Here is a 19414-nt window from a genome sequence, read left to right on the forward strand (position 1 = left end):
ACTCATTTTTTTGCAAAAGATTCTTTTGTTCATTCATCTTGCAGGTTTGGAGCAGCTTCATTAGACGCAACATCAGCAGTTACCTGTGCAGATTCATCAGCTACTTTTACAGGGGGAATTTCCTGGCGGGAAAAAGAAAGTTTATCTTCTTTTTCATCATAAGAAACCTTAATGGTATCTCCCGCGGTAAAGCGTTTTTGTAAAAGGCTTTCAGCTAATTCATCTTCAAGATGTTTTTGGATAGCTCTTTTTAAAGGCCGGGCCCCAAATTTCACATCTGTTCCTTTATCAAGCAGGAACTGTTTTGCACGGTCGTCGACAGTTATGTTTAATTCCACATTTTTAAGCCGTTTTGTCACGCCTTTAAGAAGAATATCCACAATTTTCATGAGGCTGTCTTTATCCAGTGGTTTAAAGACGATCAATTCATCAATACGATTTAAAAATTCTGGTTTGAAAATATTTTTTACTTCATCCATTATTTTTTTTGAACGAGCGGCAAAGTCTTCCTTTGCGGTGTCTCCCGTGTTGAATCCCATAGCAGAAGCATGTTTTCTCAATAATTGTGCTCCTACATTTGAGGTCATGATGATGACAGTATTTTTGAAATCAACTGTCCGGCCTTGTCCATCAGTCAATCGTCCGTCTTCAAGGATTTGCAGCAGCAGATTAAAGACATCGGGATGGGCTTTTTCAATTTCATCAAGCAAAATAACCGAATAAGGTTTTCTTCTAATGGTATCAGTAAGCTGGCCACCTTCTTCGTAGCCAACGTAGCCGGGAGGCGCTCCCACCATGCGTGATACGGTATGCTTTTCCATGTACTCTGACATATCAAACCGAACCATGGCGTTTTCATCGCCAAACAATACTTCAGCCAATGATCTGGCCAGTTCAGTTTTGCCTACCCCGGTTGGGCCGAGGAACATAAACGAACCGATTGGTCTTTTGACGTCCTTCAGGCCGGCACGGGCTCTGCGGATTGCTTTTGCTACAGCTGTGACAGCAGGTTCCTGCCCAACTATGCGTTTATGGAGAGTGTCTTCCATATGCAGAAGGCGTTTGGCTTCTTTGTCGGCCATGCGTCTTGCAGGAATTCCTGTCCATGATGATAAAACATCTGCTATATCATCATCGGTGACGAGAATTTGCTTTTCTTCTTTAGCTTTGAGTTCTTCTTCAGCATTTTTGAGTTTATCTTTTATCTTGCTTTCTTCATCCCGGATATGGGCAGCCCTTTCGAAATCCTGTGCATCTATAGCCGTTTTTTTAGCAAGGTCAAGTTTATCAAGCTGTTCCTTAAACTGTTTTAATTCTACAGGATAGGAAATAGTTGCCAAACGAACTTTGGAGGCAGCTTCATCCATTAAATCAATAGCCTTATCAGGTAGGTAACGATCATTGATATACCGAGCAGAAAGCTTAACAGCAGCCTTGATTGCTTCATCCGTTATTTTGGCTTGGTGGAATTCTTCGTATTTGCTGCGCAAGCCCATTAAGATACTGATCGCATCTTCTTCTGTTGGTTCATCAAGTAAAATAGGTTGGAAACGTCTTTCAAGGGCAGAATCCTTTTCAATGTATTTTTTGTATTCATTGAGGGTTGTTGCACCTATCACCTGTATTTCACCACGGGATAGAGCTGGTTTTAAAATATTTGCAGCATCTATTGACCCTTCGGCAGCGCCTGCACCAATCAATGTATGCAATTCATCTATAAACAAAATAACATTACCGGTTTGTGTGATTTCATCAATAATGTTTTTCAAGCGTTCTTCAAATTCACCGCGATATTTGGCACCGGCTACCAACGAAGTCATGCTGAGACTCATTATCCGCTTGTTGGCAAGTATTTTAGGCATTATACCTTCTGTCATACGCCGTGCCAGACCTTCAGCAACAGCTGTCTTACCAACACCAGGTTCACCTATAAGTACAGGATTATTTTTAGTGCGGCGCAGCAAAATCTGAATAACTCTTTCAATTTCCTTAGTACGGCCAATTACAGGATCTATTTTGTCTTTCAGGACGAGTGCTTTTAGATCTCGGCAATAACGATTTAAGAAAGGGGTCTTTTTAGAAACGAGATCACTGTCATTTTCTGTTTGGTCACCAACATTACCTTCCGTATCATGCTGACCATTATTGATCATATCCATAATTGTTGAATGGACGATATCGAGGTCTACACCCAGTGATACAAGGATTTTAGAGGCTATAGCATCATCTTGGCGAATGAGGCCGAGCAGAATATGTTCAGTGCCAATATAGTCGTGACCGAGTTCTATTGCTTCGTCTTCCGCAAAGTTCATTACCATTTTTGCCAATGGTGTATAGGCCAGAGGATCACCTGCCATTATTGGCGGAATGATAATAATATTATTTAAGCGGCTCTTAACCATATCCCTTGTTATACCAAGTGAAGATAGAACCTTTGCCGCCAATCCTTTCTTTTCTCGAGCAAGGCCAAGTAAAATGTGCTCTGTACCGATATAACCGCAACGTTGTTTATTTGCTTCATAATTAGCGAGCTCTAATACCTTTTCCGCACTAAAAGTCAATTTATTGTTATTCATGAGAAATCACTTCCTTATCAGATGAGCTGTCAGCAATTATTTCACGGGTGATATCAGCTCTTTTTTTATCAATTTCCCGCTGAGACATATTTTCTTTTTCTTGTAAATTTGTTAGATAATTAGTATGTCCGGCAACAATAAGCCTATTGAAGACTTCGGCATTAATTCCGGTGATTACTTTTTCATCTATGCCGATGCGGACATTACTGGCCAGTGACAAAAGTTCCCTGTCCGAAAGACTGCGTGCGTATTTTAATATTCCTAAGGCACGCCATGCCTGGTCACAAACTTTGTCTTCAGCATATGCCATAAGAGCTCTTCGCGCTTCATGTTCATGCGAAACGATTTCCTGGACAGCACGCGATAAATTTTCAATTAATTCTTTTTCACTAAAACCAAGTGAAAGCTGATTAGATATTTGAAAAAGATTACCAAGAGCATTATTGCCATATAGTCCCCTTACAGCAAGCCCTAATTGGGGGGAGATGTTTACTATCTTAGAAATCTGGTTAGTGGCAGCCAGTCCTGGTAAATGTAGCAAGACTGAAGCCCGTAGGCCTGTTCCTAAGTTAGTGGGGCAGGCGGTGAGATAACCCATGTTGTCGTCAAAGGCAATATCATATGTTTTTTCAATGCAATCATCGGCTTGGAAAGCTATTTCAAGCGGTTCAGATAGATCAAGGCCGCTTTTCATGCATTGGATACGCAAATGGTCATCTTCATTAGCCATTATGGAAATATTACTGTCAGCACTTATAATCAAAGCTCTTGATTCCACGTGTTTAATGAAATTTCTACTTATAAAATGCTTTTCAACGAGCACTCTCTTTTGTAAATCAGTAAGTTTATCCATATCAAGGCACATATAATTATTTTTAGTAAATGCTGATATGTCATCAAGAACGCTTAAAAGTCTGTTTTTGGCATCAGCCAGCTGGACTGATGAAGCTCTGTTAGGGAAAGGAAGATCCTTGAAATTTCTAGCAAGGCGAATACGGCTCGATAGGACAATGTCGCTTTCTGTTCCTTTACCGTCCAGCCATGCAATGTTATTGTCTGTAAAGATATTATTCAACATCATCTTAAAACCTCCCTTCACTCAGGCTTGATTTCTTTTTCAAGCCGCCGGATACAATCGCGTACCTGCGCAGCTTTTTCATATTCTTCATTGTTTACATATGTTTCTATCTGTTTGCGGAGCAAGGACAGTTCCTGCTGTATATTTAATGTTTTTCCTGCACGATGGGGGATTTTTCCGGTATGTTTGCTGGAACCATGGATACGTCGCAATAATGGTTCCAATCTAGTCTTAAATGTGCTGTAGCATGTACTGCAGCCTATTTTACCAGAACGTGTAAAATCCATATATGTCATACCACAGGAAGGACATGTATATTCTTCTTCTCCTGCGGAAGGTTCATTAGCATTTGTCTTTTTGGTATCATGTTGTGAGGAATTATGGAAAATACCGGAAAGAAAATCATTGACGGAAAAAAATTCCGATTGGTTTTCAGACTGTTCCTGCATTATAAAATCGCCATATTTAGCAGCGCATTCCTCGCAGAGATAACGATCAATTTTATTGTTACCATTTATCTGAGTGATATGGATACAAGCATCATTTTTTTTGCAGTTATCACATAACATTATTATTCCTCCTCTGTAAAATCAGCCAGAGTTATGAACAAAGAACGAAGAAAATTCGCCCTGTCTGATGCTGAAATCTTATTGTAAATATTGTTGAATGACTGATAGATTAGAGCAGCTTCCCTGTTTTTAATCAGATTGTGCTTTAACATATAATCTATCATATTATGAAGGTCTTTTACAGTGGTCTCGTTATTTATTTTATTGATTAAATCACCATAAACCAAATCTTGTAATGGAACACGTGTTATCCTTATAAACCCGCCGAGACCTCTGCGCGATTCTACTATGAATCCCTTATCAGAAGTAAACCGTGTGTTTAAAACATAACTGATTTGCGAAGGAGCACATTCTATGACATCAGCTATATCTGCGCGTTTCAATATTACATTACAATTTTGCTGTGCAGCGAGACGCTGCAATATATAGTGTTCAATAAGATCAGCTATATTACTCATAAAAACCACCTTCAAATCTTACTTATATTATAGTATATTATATTTGACTTTTTGACTTTTTGCAAGTATTTATTTATTTTTCTAAAATAATTATTTTTAATTTTATATATGCCTTATATTGCAAGGTAAAACCACACTATAAATAAGCGTATTGAAGGTTTTTTAAGCTCAATGGCAAAAAAGAAAACCGTACTGCCCATCTTGTAACGGGCGGTACGGCTCTTTTTTTATTTTATGGCTAAAATAACTTTTTCTCCATTTATATTCCACTCTTTGGAGAATCCGTCTGTCTTGCCCGTTTCTATCGAAGTGGCAAGAACAATTTTTTGTATCTCAGCACAATTATCTTTTACAATAGAAGCAATCTTTTCATTGCCGTTCACATAAACTTTTATCCTGTCAGTAACCTCAAAACCATTTTCTTTGCGCATGGTCTGTATTTTACTGATAACTTCACGGACAAAACCTTCTTCTATCAGTTTGGGCGAAAGTGTTGTGGCAATAGCAACGGTAACCTTATTGTAGGATTCAGTAGCAAAGCCGGCGGTCTGGGTCACTGAGACTTCTACATCTTCACGGGTAAGTGTGAAATCTCCGGAGGCTAATGTTACTTTTAAAGTACCGGTCTTATCCAGCTCATCTTTGGCAGCATGACCGTTAAGCGTAGCCAATACTTTCTTGATTTCATTGATCTGTCTGCCCGCTTTAGGGCCGAGCACCTTAAATTGCGGTTTAAAGCTGTAGGATAAATATTTTTCCATATCATCTGTGAAATCGACGCATTTTATGTTGAGTTCGTCAGCAACAATTGCTTTATAGAAATCATTTAAAATGAACGGTGCTTTCACAAACATTTGTCCTATAGGCTGCCGATTTTTTATATTTGCAGTATTACGTGCAGCACGTCCCAATGAAACTATTTCTAATACAAGCTGCATATTCTTTTCCAGATCTTTATCTATATAAGTTTCATTAACTTTAGGAAAATCGCACAAATGAACGCTTTCCTTGGCATCAGCATAAGAATTTCTTACGAGATTTTGATAAATGGTGTCTGTTATAAAAGGAATCATAGGGGCAGCCAGCTTGATAAAGGTGGATAATGCTGTATAAAGAGTCATATAAGCATTAACTTTGTCCTGGGTCATGTCTTTTCCCCAGAAACGTTCACGGCTGCGGCGTACATACCAGTTTGACAGTTCATCCACAAAGTCTTGTAATGCTTTGGCTGTTTCTGTAACGCGATAAGCTGACAGATTTTCATCGACAAATTTTATCAGGGTGTTTAAACGTGAGAGCAGCCATTTATCCATTACTGACAGAGTAGCATAATCAAGCTTATGTTCGGAAGGAACGAATTTATCAATATTAGCGTAAAGCACATAAAATGCGTAGGTGTTCCATAATGTGCCTAAAAACTTGCGCTGTCCTTCCTGCACTGCGTCATCGTGGAAACGGTTAGGCAGCCAAGGGGCACTGTTTTCGTAAAAATACCAGCGGATTGCATCGGCACCATGTTTTTTTAACGCGGCCATTGGTTCCACTGCATTTCCCTTGGATTTACTCATCTTCTGGCCATTTTTATCTTGTACATGGCCTAGGACTATTACATTTTTATATGCCGGTTTATTAAATAGGAGTGTTGAAATGGCGATCAGTGAATAGAACCAGCCACGCGTTTGGTCTACTGCTTCGGAAATGAAATCAGCAGGAAAAGTTTTTTCAAATAAATCCTTATTTTCAAAAGGATAATGCCATTGGGCAAAAGGCATTGCCCCAGAATCAAACCAGCAGTCTATTACTTCTGGAACACGATGCATCTGTTCACCGCACTTAGGACATTTTATGGTGACATTATCAAGGAAGGGACGATGCAGTTCTATATCGTCTGGACAGTTATCTGACATAGCTTTTAATTCGCTTATTGAGCCTATTGAATGCTGGTGTCCGCATTTACATTCCCAGATATTGAGCGGTGTACCCCAATAGCGATTGCGGCTTATACCCCAATCCTGAACATGTTCTATCCAATCGCCAAAACGTCCTTTACCGATTGTAGGTGGTATCCAGTTTACCATATTGTTATTTTTTATTAAATTTTCACGGACAGCTGTCATTTTTATAAACCAGGATTCACGCGCATAATAAATGAGCGGTGTATCACAACGCCAGCAATGCGGGTAACTATGTTCAAAACTGGGAGCGTCAAAGAGCAGTCCTTTTTCTTTTAAATCTTTTAAAATGAGTGGATCGGCTTTTTTTACAAAGATGCCTTCCCAATCAGTTTCTTTTGTCAGACAGCCTTTTGCATCTACAAATTGTACAAAGCCAATATCATATTTGTGGCAGACGCGGGCATCGTCTTCCCCAAATGCCGGGGCCATATGGACGATACCGGTACCATCAGCCGTAGTTACATAATCATCACAAGTTACGTAGAATGATTTTTTCTTTATTTTACCAACAGCGAAAGGATATAACGGTTCGTATTCTTTATATTCTAAATCCTTGCCTGTGAATTTTGCCAGAACGGAAAAATCTTCACCAAGAACTTTTTCTGCAAGTGCTTCAGCCAAATAATAAGTATAATCGTCCTTTTTTACTTTTACGTATGTGACTTTGGGGTTTACGCACAAAGCTAAATTTGAAGGCAGGGTCCAAGGCGTTGTTGTCCATGCTAGAAAATAAGCATCTTCTCCTTTGACTTTAAAACGAACAATGGCAGAGCGTTCCTTTACATCCTTATATCCTTGTGCAACTTCATGAGAGGAAAGAGGAGTGCCACAACGTGGGCAATATGGAACGATCTTATGTCCTTCATATAGTAGCCCTTTTTCCCAGATGGTTTTCAGTGCCCACCATACAGATTCAATATATTTATTATCATAAGTGACATAGGGATTATCCATATCTGCCCAATAACCGACAGTACGTGAAAATTCTTCCCACATGCCTTTATATTTCCATACGCTTTCTTTACATTTTTTTACGAAGGGTTCTATGCCGTATTTTTCGATTTGGTCTTTACCATTGAGTCCCAAAGATTTTTCTACTTCTAATTCTACTGGCAGTCCGTGTGTATCCCAACCAGCTTTGCGGACAGTTTTATGTCCCTTCATAGCTTGGAAACGGGGAATCATGTCTTTTATGACACGGGTCAGTACATGACCAATATGGGGTTTCCCGTTGGCAGTAGGCGGTCCATCATAAAATGTGAACATGTCTTTGCCTTCGCGTTGATCTATGCTTTTTTTGAAAATATTATTTTCCTGCCAAAATTCTTCAATCTCTTTTTCTCGCTGTGTGAAGTTTAGACTCGTTTCTACTTTTTTGTACATAAAATAACTCCTCCAAGTAAAAGCAATATTTACTGATATTTGATTAGTGCAATAAAAAATAAAAAGCCTTCATCCTTAAAACAGGATGAAAGCTAAGCCAATCATTATACCACCTATTTCACATACCAACATATGCAACCCAATTTAACGGTGGGAACCGGTATAAGCTTAATAATTACTTCAATAAAGAGCTGTTTATACTAACATAAACAACACTGCAAAACTTTTTACCTTTATTGGAAGAAATATTCAGCCAACAGCTCAGGAGTGATTCGCTAAAACATATATCGGCACCGATCTCACACTATCATCGGCTCGCTGCAGCGTTTAAGTTTTCGCCTGTCTCCCTCAATGCCTTTATCATTCTATTATGGTTGCTATGATATCACAAAATTGTTTTAAATTCAAACAGCATAATTAATAAAATTTCAGATGCTTTTTCTATACCTGCTATTAAGATAAAGACATAAATGAAAATACAATTATCAGATAAATGTATAAATTAAGACTTGCTTTTTTTTGCGAATGCTAGTAAAATATAACACATGAGTAAATAAAAGCCGAATCCAACTCAGGAGCGGGGGAACCAATTTTGGGGTGAATGTTGTTTTTGACAAGGGCCGGTTTCTTCTTCTGTCCCTAATCCGACAGCTAACCTCGCAGGTAACAAAAAGCAAAGAGAGGAGTGGCCGTTTGAGTAAGGTATTGCGTTTAATTATCTTGTCGGCGCTATTTATGTGTTGGTTTTCGATCGCTAGTGCTGATGCATTTCGTTCAGGTGATCAGGGAACCGAGGTAGCAGAAATACAAGGAGCGCTTGCGAATTTGGGTTATGATGTTGCTGCTGATGGAGATTTTGGTCCGGCAACACAGGAAGCGGTTAAAGAATTCCAAGCTTCTATGGGAATCGATGCGGATGGTTTAGTAGGTTCGCAGACTTATCAGGCACTTATGGGCAGAGATATGCCACAAGTGAGTCGTGGTTCGAATTATTATACGCGTAGAATAATTCAAACTTCATTACAATACATAGGCGTTCCGTATGTATTCGGCGGTACAACACCGAGTGGTTTTGATTGTTCAGGATTTACTCGTTATGTGTTTGCCAATGCGGGCATTTCGTTGCCGCGCACAGCCGATGCACAATATGAGGTAGGTACACCTGTTGCATACGATGATTTAATACCAGGAGATTTGGTATTCTTTTCTACGTATACGTATGGTGCTTCTCATGTAGGCGTTTATATGGGAGACAGTAAATTCATTGATGCTTCAACTAGCCGTGGTGTAACCATTGACTCGTTGGATAGCGGATATTGGAGTTCCGCATATATTGGAGCTCGCAGAATTATATAATGTATTTTGCTTTGGAGAGGAAACCGCGGGTTTCCTCTTTTTTTTATTTGCCATGCAGATAATTTATTTGCTATAATGTTAAGAATAATAAGCCGCTTACTTTTTTCATGGATATCATAAATATACTGTGAAGAAATATTTTACTTGAAGCTAAATTGGAGCTGAATTAAATAATTATGACAGATAACAATCTGCTTGAACTTTGCCGCACTAATACTAATTTGACCGCTATGCAGATAAATTTACTGCAACGTATAAAAATAACATTACCATTTATCGCTGATCTGGTTATGGCTAATATAGGGGTATATGTTCCTACAAAACAGCAAAATGAGTTTTTAATAATTGATTATATCAAGCCACATACAGCTTATACTCCTTTTCAACATAGTGAGATGGGACGGTTGAGAAAAATACAGGAAGAACCCCTTATAAAGTATACCATGGAAACTGGTAAAAGCATGAGCGGTAAAAGAGAATGGAGCTGGGGTAAATTCGTTGAAATGCACACAGAAGCTATCTTGGATTCTCTCGGCATCGTTGCTGTAGCCAGTTTTGAAATGCAGCCGGATGTAGCTAAAACAGAAGGCTATTCTTGTCTTTACCGGACGGCGTGTTCTTTATTGACATATTCCCATAAAAACCTTGATGCTTACATGTTTAGGCCGCTGACATCTAGTGATGGTATAATAATCTCTGATAAAAACAATCGTATTGTATTTGCCAATACAGCAGCCGTGCGTATTTACAATATTTTAGGCGTTATAAATTTAATTGGCTGCCATTTATTCGACCAGCAATTATCAAGGCGAATAACAAAAGAAACAATCACTAGTGATAAACCTTATGAAAGAGAGCTTACATCCGATAGTATAACTATAGTCAGAAGAGATATTCCGATAAAAATAGGCGGAAATCTTCTCTATAGAATAATTATAGTATCAGATGTCACTGAAGTCAGGAAAAAAGATAAGGAAATCTTGATAAAATCAGCTGTTATTCAAGAAATCCACCATAGAGTCAAAAATAATTTGCAAACTATAGCCAGCTTGCTGCGTTTGCAGGCACGGCGCAGTCAGTCGCCTGAGGTAAAGGCAGCCTTAAAAGAAAGTGTTAACAGGATTCTCAGTATATCTGTAGTACATGAATTTTTGTCGCAGCAACAGGATGAAATAATTGATGTGACTAAAGTAACAAAAAATATTTTAAACCTCATCTCGCAAAATATGCTGCCTCCGGAATTTAAACTGACAACAAAATTTTCTGGTGGTACTGTGATTTTACCGTCACAACAGGCCAGTAATCTGGCACTAATTGTAAATGAACTTATCTTAAATTCGCTTGAACACGCCTTTGAAAATGCCCATGAAGGAACTATCGGCCTTGCCATAACCAAAACTCAAGATAAATATGTACTTGATTTGTATGATGATGGCCCTGGGTTACCGGAAGGGTTTGAAAAGCGCCGTTCCCATTCACTTGGACTGCAAATAGTGAGGACTTTGATAGAAGACGATATGAATGGTAAATTTGAGTTATATAACAATAATGGTACACATGCCAGGATAACTATTCCGCAAAATATTAGGGGTGAATAATAAAAATGGATAAGTTAAAAATAGTCATCGCCGATAATGAATCGATTATAAGGATGGACCTTAAAGAAATACTGGAAGAAGCAGGCCATAACGTAGTCGGTGAAGCTGTAAATGGGAAAAAAGCAGTGGAGTTAGCCAGAAAATATCATCCAGACCTTGTCATTATGGATATAAAAATGCCTGAAATGGATGGGATCGCTGCTGCTAAAATAATCGATGATGAAAGAATAGCTCCTGTCCTTTTGCTCACAGCATTCAGCCAGGCTGATGTAGTGGAAAAAGCAAAGCATTCTGGTGTATTAGCTTATCTTGTAAAACCGGTGCGTGAGGATAATCTTTTTCCTGCTATGCAGATAGCTTTGACAAGGTTTAAAGAGATCCAACAACTTGAACTTGAATTGGATAATGCGAAAAACTCATTAGAAATGCGTAAAATACTGGACAGGGCCAAAGGTATACTGATGGATGCTTATAATCTCAGCGAATCAGAAGCATATCGTCGCATTCAACAATACAGTATGACGAAACGCAGAACCATAAAAGATGTTGCGGAAGCAATAATTAGGTCAGCTTTGAAGGATAAGTCCTAAGACTATTGTTTTCAGTTATCACACAGATCAATACAATAAACAATATTTATCGAAACAATAAATATTGTTAAAAAAATCACATTAATCAATTGACAAGCGAAATAATAAAATCTATACTGTATTTAGATTAGTTCGTAAAAATTATTTTATCCGATGTTCTTCTTGGTTCTAATGTTTTTTTATAAAAGGGCGACAAATATTACAGCTATTATGGCTGGTATTTTTATGTTCTGCCTTAATCGGATTACTAAATTAAACAGAAGCTTTCGTTTATAACGATAGCGACATTTTTGCGAATAAATAACAATGCCTATTACACTTTAATTGCATATCATAAAAGGAGTTGTTTTTATTAATTATGGCAAAAGTTAAGATTACTGAAACAGTATTACGTGATGGACATCAGTCCCTTTTAGCTACTCGTATGCGTATTTCCCAAATGCTTCCCGAGTTAGAAGCGCTCGATGCAATCGGTTATAAATCTCTTGAAGCATGGGGCGGTGCAACTTATGACAGCTGTCTTCGTTTCCTTGATGAAGATCCGTGGGAACGTCTTGACACGTTGAAAGCACATTTGCATACTCCTATTCAAATGTTGTTACGTGGTCAGAATCTTTTAGGTTATAACCATTATCCTGATGATGTTGTTCGCGCTTTTATCAAAAAAGCTGCACAACATGGTGTAGGTGTGTTCCGTATTTTTGATGCACTCAATGATACACGTAATTTGAAAACAGCTATTGATGCTGCTAAGGAATCGAAAAAAGAAGTAAAGCATTCTGTAGAAGTACAAGGCTGCTTGGTATACACAATCGGTGGTCCGCATACTACTAAAGAATTTGCTGTTCTTGCTAAAGAACTTGACAAAATGGGTGTAGATTCTATCTGCATAAAAGATATGTCCGGTCTTTTGAAACCTTATACAGCTACAGAACTTGTTAAAGAACTTAAAGCAGCTACAAAATTGCCTATTCAGCTTCATACACATTGCACAAGCGGATTTGGCTGCATGACATATTTGAAAGCTATCGAAGCAGGCGTCGATGTTGTTGACTGCGCATTGTCACCTTTCTCAATGGATACTTCCCAGCCTTGTACAGAAACTATGGTTGCTGCACTTGAAGGCACTGAATATGATACAAAGCTCGATCGTAAGGCAATGACACCTATTGCTAAACATTTCCTCGGTGTTAAGAAAGAAATTATTAAAGAATTTGGTCTTAAGGGATATTTTGATGTTAATCCTAACGTTCTTGACTTCCAGATTCCGGGCGGCATGCTTTCTAACCTCGTAAATCAGTTGAAAGAACAAGGCATGGAAGATAAATATCAGGATCTGCTTGATGAAATGCCTCGTGTTCGTGCTGACTTAGGTTATCCGCCACTCGTAACTCCGTCTAGCCAGATTGTTGGTACTATGGCAACAATGAACGTTATGACAGGGGAACGTTATAAGATGGTTCCTAACGAATTTAAAGACCTTGCTCGTGGTAAATTCGGACGTACACCTGCTCCAGTTAGTCCTGAACTTCTTGCTAAAATCGGCATTAAGAAAGAAGACCTTATCACCTGCCGTCCTGCTGACCTGTTGAAACCAGGTATGGATAAATTCAAAGCTGAACTTGCTGCTAAGGGTTATCCTAATGCTACTGAAGAAGATGTTTTGTCTTATGCATTGTTCCCTCAGGTTGCTGAAGAATTCTTCAAGAAACGCACTATCAAAAAGCTTGCTGCTCTCGGTCGTGCCAATGCAACTGACGAAGATGTGTTACTTTACAACTTAGATCCTCAGCTTGCAGAAAAATTCTTTAAAGCTTAATTGAGTAATTAAGGATAGTTTATATTTATAAAGCCCCTCCATTATTTTGGAGGGGCTTTATTGATAGACAAAAAACCTTCACTATCTATCTTCGATAGTGAAGGTTCTTTGTATTTTGCATTTATTCATTTTGATACAACCAAGTACGAAACTTAAATTAGTGCCGTTGGCTTCGCAAAATTAAAAGCCAAAATAATACAAAACAAAATAAAGCATATCAAAAAGCTTATATTTCTTCTATACGGGAAATGCTATTTTCTAAGAATTCAGTTCTTCCAATTTTTACATAAGCCGGTATATATTCCTTGCCGCCGTTACTGTCCCGTGCGATTACACAACGCCCTTCGTAATCATTGCCATCTTTCGTGTGTACGATAATATTTTTGTTCTGATACTTTGCTAAATTCATCAAAAAAATCCTTTCTCTGCCAATACAAAAAAACAAGTATAATTTTAGGTACTTATATTATAAAACAAACCGCCCGATTTCTTCGAGCGGTTATGATTATATCAACCTCAGCATAAACAAATAATCTACTTATATGGTAGCCCAGTTTTACCTAATTGTCAAGGCACCATTGTAGCAAATCGCTACAAGTTGAAAGGTTATTTGGAACTGTTATTCCATACAAATTCGCTTATGGAATCTATCATTTTCATTTCAAACAGGTCATAACGCAACCGACTCTTAGATGAACTTAAAGCTGGTCCAGATTCAGTATTTTTTATATTTCCGTTAACGTCACATTGATAAAAAGCTGGTAAAGCTTTTGTCATTTTACCGTCTTTATCATAAGATAAGATTAGATTTATTTTATAGTATGAAACACTCTGGTATTTTGGTGATACCATTGGGACAATTATACCAATGACATCGGCTTTTATCGTTTTTGTGCCGTTTTCTTCGCTGATAGTTTTTATTGAGTCTTTGCTGACATAATATTTTGTTGCTGCACCTACCAGTACTTTAGTGCGATCATTATTTGGTGGAAATGTCATTTCAGCGTAGTTTGAATCAGCATTCAGGAGCGAGAGATTTTCTTTAGCGGAAGTAGTCGCCACGAATAAAAACATTAAACCTATTGTCATAAGAATTATTGGGAATCTTTTCATTTTAAATCCTTCTTTCATTTATATGATCGTTTGTTCAAATAAAATAAGTGTCCATATGTTTTTTATCCGTCTCCTTTCCTGCCAAACATAGTGTAATTGTCCAGCCCATCTATTTTATTTCAACCCATAAATATTCGTCCTAGAAAATAGATCTCCTTATTGTATTATCGTCTTAAAGTATAATTTAGAATATTTTGTCACATATATTTAAAAACGATAAAGTCAACATATCATATTACTTTTGTAAAATATACTGCCCGCTAAAAAGACCCTATGAATACTGCAATATTCACAGAGTCCAAGAAAACACATATTTTATTTGATATGTTTTTTTTAGTATAACAAAAGAAAATAAACTTTTCAAGCAAAAATACTATACAAGTAATAATCATAATCTCCTAATATGGTAGGTCATTAGCGTTTATTTAAAAATGTATTAGCCAATGTATTATTTGCTATGGTAGATTAAGCGATTATTTTACTACTGGATGATGGTTAAAATAAATTCCAATAGTTATATTATCAATAATAATATTTTTTTCTATTCCATTATGAGCGCATATTTTTGTATAATTTAAAAATTTCATTAGCTCATCATATTTATTTTATATAAAAAACAGTAATATTATATTACCGAGGGGGTAGAAAAAATATTGAAAACACGTTATAATAGCACAGGGAGTTTCCTCCCTGAGAATAATATTATCCATTCTATAAATACGGAGGATTCAAATGCGAAAAAGAAAACAGGTCGTCAATAATAAAAATACTGGGTTTTTTCTTGTAAAGGAAGATATTTTGCCCACTGCCATAAAGAAGACTATTAAGGTTAATGAAATGCTCAAGCGTGGTGATGCTGCCACAATAAATGAAGCTATAGCTTCTACCGGTTTGTCACGCAGCGCTTATTATAAATACAAAGATTCTGTGTTCCCCTTTTATGAAGCCAGCCTTAATAAAATAGTGTCTATTTCATTTATGCTTGACCATAAAAAAGGTGTTTTATCGAAAGTTTTAAATATAATATCTTCAGACTCGGCAAACATATTGACAATCAATCAGGGACTGCCTTTGCAGGGAATGGCCAATGTTACGTTATCTATTGAAACGGAAAATATGAGTATCGATCTTGAAGCACTTCTTGATAAACTGCGAGTAGTTGAAGGAGTAAGACGCCTGGAAATAGTAGGACAGGCATAAAGCCGTTTGAAAGGATATTTAGATAATGAGTAATATTATAAAAATCGGTCTTCTAGGATGCGGCACGGTTGGTACAGGCGTTATTAAAGTATTGGAAGAAAATCTTGATGAAATAACACCAAGGGTTGGTGCACAGCTTACTATATCGCGGATATTGGTACGTGACATGAAAAAGAAGCGTCAACTGCCAGGGAACGCTGTTATTACAGATAATATAGATGACATCTTGAACGATCCCGAAATAAAAATAGTTATTGAATTGTTAGGCGGAATTCATCCTGCTCGTGAGTATATGTTAAAAGCTCTGCAAGCAGGTAAAAATGTCGTGACTGCCAATAAGGATGTCGTAGCCCAATTCGGTAAAGATATGTTTGCTGCTGCAGAAAAAAGTAATGTGGATTTCATGTTTGAAGCCAGTGTGGGCGGCGGCATACCAATTATTACTCCTTTAAAACAATGCCTTACAGCGAATAAATTAACAGAAGTAATAGGTATAGTTAACGGCACCACCAATTATATGCTTACGAAGATGAGCGAAGAAAATGCCAATTATGATGAAGTGTTAAAGGCAGCCCAAGAAAAGGGCTATGCTGAAGCGGATCCGACTGCAGATGTAGAAGGACTTGATGCTGCCCGCAAAACGGCAATTCTCGCGTCTATAGCATTTAACAGCAGAGTAGGCCTTGATAAGGTCTATACTGAAGGCATTACTAAAATAACTCCTGAAGATATTGCTTATGCTAAAGAGCTGGGTTATACAATAAAATTGTTATCTGTATCACGTGATGGGGAAAAGGGTATTGATGTCAGAGTCCATCCTGCACTTTTACCTCAGTCGCATCCACTTGCTGCTGTGCGAAATGAGTTTAATGCCATTTTTGTTAAAGGCAATGCTGTAGGTGAAACAATGTTCTACGGGCGTGGCGCAGGCCAATTACCGACGGCCTCTGCTGTGTTGGCAGATGTTATTGATGTAGCACGGGACATAGTAAAAGGTCATTTTGGTAAAATACGTTGTACTTGTTATGAACATAAAACTTTTTGTCCTATTGAAAAAACTACATCATCGTATTATGTACGGCTTCTGGTCGATGATCAACCGGGAGTTCTTGGGGCAATTGCTATGGCGTTCGGCCAAACTGGTGTGAGCCTGAATGCCGTAATCCAAAAAAGGAAAGTTAAAAACAATGCGGAAATAGTTGCCATTACGCATGTAGTGCAGGAAGCAAAAATCCGCAAAGCTGAGCAAGTTCTTAATAAATTACCCGCTGTTGATAAAATATGTAATGTAATCCGTGTAGAAGGACCGACATGTCAGGAGGGATAGCATTGGTCAAAAGTGAAACTGTGATAGTACAGGTTCCTGCGACGACGGCCAATTGCGGCCCCGGTTTTGATGCATTGGGAATAGCCTGTAATATTTATAATAAATTGGAACTTACGCTTACTGAAGAAAATAAAATTGAAATAGAAATTTCTGGAGAGGGCGTAGGTTACCTCCCTATCAATGAAAAAAACCTCATTTGGAAAGTTGTAAAGGATGTCATAGACAAGACCGGTGCAGCATATAATGGGGCAGTAATAAAAATGCATAACGATGTTCCGCTTTCCCGTGGGTTGGGAAGTAGTGCCGCGGCTATTGTTGCTGGTATTGTGGCGGCAAACTACGCGCTTGGGGAGCCGTTTAACAAGCAGGATGTATTAGAAATGGCAACTGCGGTTGAAGGACATCCAGATAACGTAGCACCGGCAATTTTTGGTGGGATGACGGTAAGCCTCTGTTCACAGTCCGCTGTAAAGACAATATCTTTTTTGCCGAAGCTGCCGTTGAAGATGATTGTGGCTGTGCCTAAGTTTTTTTTGTCTACGAAAAAAGCGAGAAAGGCATTACCTGAGTCTATACCGATAAAGGATGCATCGTTTAATATCGCCCATGTGGCGAGTCTTGTTGCGGCAATGTGCACTGGCAATGCTGATGTACTTTCTTATGCGTTTGATGATAAACTGCATCAACCATATCGTGCTGAGCTTATTCCGGGAATGTACGATGTTTTTGCGGCTGCCAAAAAAGCTGGCGCTCTCGGCGCTGCGCTGAGTGGCGCGGGTCCGTCACTTATAGCTTTTTCGTTAGACAATGAAGAAGAGATAGGCAGGGCAATGGTAGAGACTTTTTCCAAGTATCAGGTGCCGTCATCGTATTTACTGCTTAATATAGATACGGTGGGAACACATCGTATCGGTTAATTGAAAATATATTTTGATAGTATTATTTAACGGCAGACAAACTGAATTTCCAGATTGTCTGCCGTTTTTAAAATTGGTCTTATTTTTAGGGGTAATAAATTTTGACAGAAGAACAGTTTGTTAAGCGTATAAGGGAAGTTGGCGGTGAAGTATATATTGTTGGCGGATGGGTTAGGGATAAGCTGGCAGGCAACACGCCCAAAGATAAAGATTATGTTTTGTGTCATATGAAGGAAGAATGCTTTTGTACCCTTTTTCCGTTGGCAAAAAAAGTTGGCAAGTCTTTCCCTGTATATTTAATAGAAATTGATGGCAATAATTGTGAAATTGCTTTTGCCAGAACGGAAAAAAAGCAGGGACATGGTTATAAAGGTTTCAGCGTCGTCTATAATGAAGATGTATCTATTGAAGATGATTTATTTAGGCGCGACAGCCGAATGAACAGTATTGCCATGAAACTGCCAGAAAAGATAATAGTTGATCCGTTCCATGGCAGTGAAGATATAAAAAACAAACTCATTTGTGCAACTTCAGAGCATTTTAGTGAAGACCCGGTTCGGGCAATGCGGGCTGCCAGGCAGGCCGCTGAGTTTAATTTTTCTATAGCTGAAAATACTATAAGGCAAATGGAGAAATGCGGCTGTGAGCTTAAAAATGAACCAACTGAGCGAATTATGAATGAATTGGCACGTGCCATGGTTACTAAAATACCTTCTATATTTTTCCGCTATTTACAAAAAGCATCTTTACTTAGCCTGATTTTTCCTGAAATTGCTGCATTGATTGGACAAACCCAACCACTGCTTTTTCATCCTGAAGGTGACAGTTTTGAGCATACCATGTTAATTCTTGATCTCGTTGCCCAAAAATCAACTGATCCCGCGGTTCGTTTTGCTGCCCTTTGCCATGATTTGGGAAAGGGATTGACACCAAAAGCGATGCTGCCGCACCACTATGGCCATGAAAAAACGGGAATAACGGCATTGGCGCAATGGAATCAGCGTATGACATTGCCTGCCCGCTGGTATCAGGGAGCTGCGTTTGTGATAAAAGAACACATGCGGGCGGCACGGCTTGCTAAACCGGGGAAAATAGTTGATCTGCTGCTCAAAATAGAAAAAAATCCGCTCGGTGTAGATGGTTTTTGCATTGTTATTAAAGCCGATAGTAAAGTATTACCGATTTATTTGCAAAGAATCCATTTTCTGCTCAAACTATTTCATTCTGTGGACATGAAGGAATGCCCTATTGAATTAAAAGGCAGAGAAATAGCTAATTGGCTGCGCAGCCAGAGAATAGTCCTCTTAAAGGAATATAGCAGCAGCTTACTTTAACCTAACCCGCAAGAAGTCCGCTACCTCTTAGGTGGGGGATGAAGGCGGGTGTGGCGAATTTACGCAAGTAATTGAGTCACACGATTGCTTTTTGTCTTATTTTGTAGTATGATCAGTCGTAAAAGACAAAGGATTGATTAT

General features: G+C 38.4%; 15 protein-coding genes and 1 riboswitch. Of the genes, 8 read left to right on the top strand and 7 right to left on the bottom strand.

The features are described 5' to 3' along the window. Positions 1–29: 29 nt before the first annotated feature. The 5 genes from EDC37_RS09775 to ileS form a co-directional block, all read right to left on the bottom strand. Complete coding sequence (locus tag EDC37_RS09775) at positions 30–2576, bottom strand: ATP-dependent Clp protease ATP-binding subunit (RefSeq protein ID WP_132550841.1); 2547 nt, start codon at positions 2574–2576, stop codon at positions 30–32. Continuing rightward, positions 2569–3657, bottom strand: coding sequence for a protein arginine kinase (locus EDC37_RS09780; protein ID WP_132550843.1), 1089 nt, complete (start codon positions 3655–3657; stop codon positions 2569–2571). The genes EDC37_RS09775 and EDC37_RS09780 overlap by 8 nt, the downstream gene beginning before the upstream one ends. Before the next feature lie 14 nt (positions 3658–3671). Next, positions 3672–4223, bottom strand: coding sequence for a UvrB/UvrC motif-containing protein (locus EDC37_RS09785; RefSeq protein WP_132550845.1), 552 nt, complete (start codon positions 4221–4223; stop codon positions 3672–3674). Positions 4224–4225: 2 nt separating this feature from the next. Then, the gene (locus EDC37_RS09790) at positions 4226–4681 is read right to left on the bottom strand and encodes a CtsR family transcriptional regulator (protein WP_132550847.1); all 456 of its coding nucleotides are present in this window, start codon (positions 4679–4681) and stop codon (positions 4226–4228) included. 227 nt (positions 4682–4908) lie between these two features. Beyond that, positions 4909–8019 (bottom strand): isoleucine--tRNA ligase, encoded by a 3111-nt coding sequence (gene ileS / locus EDC37_RS09795; RefSeq protein WP_132550849.1) that lies wholly within the window; start codon positions 8017–8019, stop codon positions 4909–4911. 548 nt (positions 8020–8567) lie between these two features. Further along, positions 8568–8700, top strand: a riboswitch (cyclic di-AMP (ydaO/yuaA leader). Positions 8701–8712: 12 nt separating this feature from the next. Between ileS and EDC37_RS09800 the strand changes: the two genes are divergently transcribed. The 4 genes from EDC37_RS09800 to EDC37_RS09815 all read left to right on the top strand — a co-directional run bounded on the left by EDC37_RS09800 (position 8713) and on the right by EDC37_RS09815 (position 13382). Further along, a complete protein-coding gene (locus tag EDC37_RS09800; protein ID WP_132550851.1) occupies positions 8713–9375 on the top strand; it encodes a C40 family peptidase in 663 nt (220 codons plus the stop codon). 176 nt (positions 9376–9551) lie between these two features. Then, the gene (locus EDC37_RS09805) at positions 9552–10973 is read left to right on the top strand and encodes a sensor histidine kinase (RefSeq protein ID WP_132550853.1); all 1422 of its coding nucleotides are present in this window, start codon (positions 9552–9554) and stop codon (positions 10971–10973) included. Positions 10974–10978: 5 nt separating this feature from the next. Next, positions 10979–11563 carry an ANTAR domain-containing response regulator gene (locus tag EDC37_RS09810; protein ID WP_132550855.1) on the top strand — a complete coding sequence of 195 codons (585 nt, stop codon included), beginning with the start codon at positions 10979–10981 and terminating at the stop codon, positions 11561–11563. A gap of 358 nt (positions 11564–11921) precedes the next feature. Beyond that, entirely contained in the window at positions 11922–13382 is a 1461-nt protein-coding gene (locus EDC37_RS09815; protein WP_132550857.1) for a pyruvate carboxylase subunit B, read from the top strand. Between the two features lie 226 nt (positions 13383–13608). Here the strand turns inward: EDC37_RS09815 and EDC37_RS09820 are convergent, their stop codons facing one another. Then, positions 13609–13791 (bottom strand): hypothetical protein, encoded by a 183-nt coding sequence (locus EDC37_RS09820; RefSeq protein WP_132550859.1) that lies wholly within the window; start codon positions 13789–13791, stop codon positions 13609–13611. A 197-nt stretch (positions 13792–13988) separates the two neighbouring features. Further along, on the bottom strand, positions 13989–14495 hold the full coding sequence (locus tag EDC37_RS09825; RefSeq protein WP_132550861.1) for a hypothetical protein: 507 nt from the start codon (positions 14493–14495) through the stop codon (positions 13989–13991). Between the two features lie 732 nt (positions 14496–15227). Here EDC37_RS09825 and EDC37_RS09830 point away from each other — a divergent pair. From EDC37_RS09830 to EDC37_RS09845, 4 genes are all read left to right on the top strand, one after another. Further along, positions 15228–15695 (top strand): ACT domain-containing protein, encoded by a 468-nt coding sequence (locus tag EDC37_RS09830; protein WP_132550863.1) that lies wholly within the window; start codon positions 15228–15230, stop codon positions 15693–15695. Between the two features lie 25 nt (positions 15696–15720). Continuing rightward, entirely contained in the window at positions 15721–17022 is a 1302-nt protein-coding gene (locus EDC37_RS09835; RefSeq protein WP_132550865.1) for a homoserine dehydrogenase, read from the top strand. 2 nt (positions 17023–17024) lie between these two features. Beyond that, positions 17025–17939, top strand: a complete 915-nt coding sequence (gene thrB, locus EDC37_RS09840) for a homoserine kinase (RefSeq protein ID WP_231039984.1) — start codon at positions 17025–17027, stop codon at positions 17937–17939. Positions 17940–18040: 101 nt separating this feature from the next. Beyond that, a complete protein-coding gene (locus EDC37_RS09845) occupies positions 18041–19273 on the top strand; it encodes a tRNA nucleotidyltransferase/poly(A) polymerase-related protein (protein ID WP_132550869.1) in 1233 nt (410 codons plus the stop codon). Positions 19274–19414: the final 141 nt, after the last annotated feature.

It is taken from the genome of Pectinatus cerevisiiphilus (assembly GCF_004341685.1).
Lineage (GTDB): Bacteria > Bacillota > Negativicutes > Selenomonadales > Selenomonadaceae > Pectinatus > Pectinatus cerevisiiphilus.

Coding starts and splice junctions, on each gene's coding strand:
- EDC37_RS09775 (WP_132550841.1), bottom strand. CDS start 2,576: ATGAATAACAATAAATTGACTTTTAGTGCGGAAAAGGTATTAGAGCTC.
- EDC37_RS09780 (WP_132550843.1), bottom strand. CDS start 3,657: ATGATGTTGAATAATATCTTTACAGACAATAACATTGCATGGCTGGAC.
- EDC37_RS09785 (WP_132550845.1), bottom strand. CDS start 4,223: ATGTTATGTGATAACTGCAAAAAAAATGATGCTTGTATCCATATCACT.
- EDC37_RS09790 (WP_132550847.1), bottom strand. CDS start 4,681: ATGAGTAATATAGCTGATCTTATTGAACACTATATATTGCAGCGTCTC.
- ileS (WP_132550849.1), bottom strand. CDS start 8,019: ATGTACAAAAAAGTAGAAACGAGTCTAAACTTCACACAGCGAGAAAAA.
- EDC37_RS09805 (WP_132550853.1), top strand. CDS start 9,552: ATGACAGATAACAATCTGCTTGAACTTTGCCGCACTAATACTAATTTG.
- EDC37_RS09810 (WP_132550855.1), top strand. CDS start 10,979: ATGGATAAGTTAAAAATAGTCATCGCCGATAATGAATCGATTATAAGG.
- EDC37_RS09815 (WP_132550857.1), top strand. CDS start 11,922: ATGGCAAAAGTTAAGATTACTGAAACAGTATTACGTGATGGACATCAG.
- EDC37_RS09820 (WP_132550859.1), bottom strand. CDS start 13,791: ATGAATTTAGCAAAGTATCAGAACAAAAATATTATCGTACACACGAAA.
- EDC37_RS09825 (WP_132550861.1), bottom strand. CDS start 14,495: ATGAAAAGATTCCCAATAATTCTTATGACAATAGGTTTAATGTTTTTA.
- EDC37_RS09830 (WP_132550863.1), top strand. CDS start 15,228: ATGCGAAAAAGAAAACAGGTCGTCAATAATAAAAATACTGGGTTTTTT.
- EDC37_RS09835 (WP_132550865.1), top strand. CDS start 15,721: ATGAGTAATATTATAAAAATCGGTCTTCTAGGATGCGGCACGGTTGGT.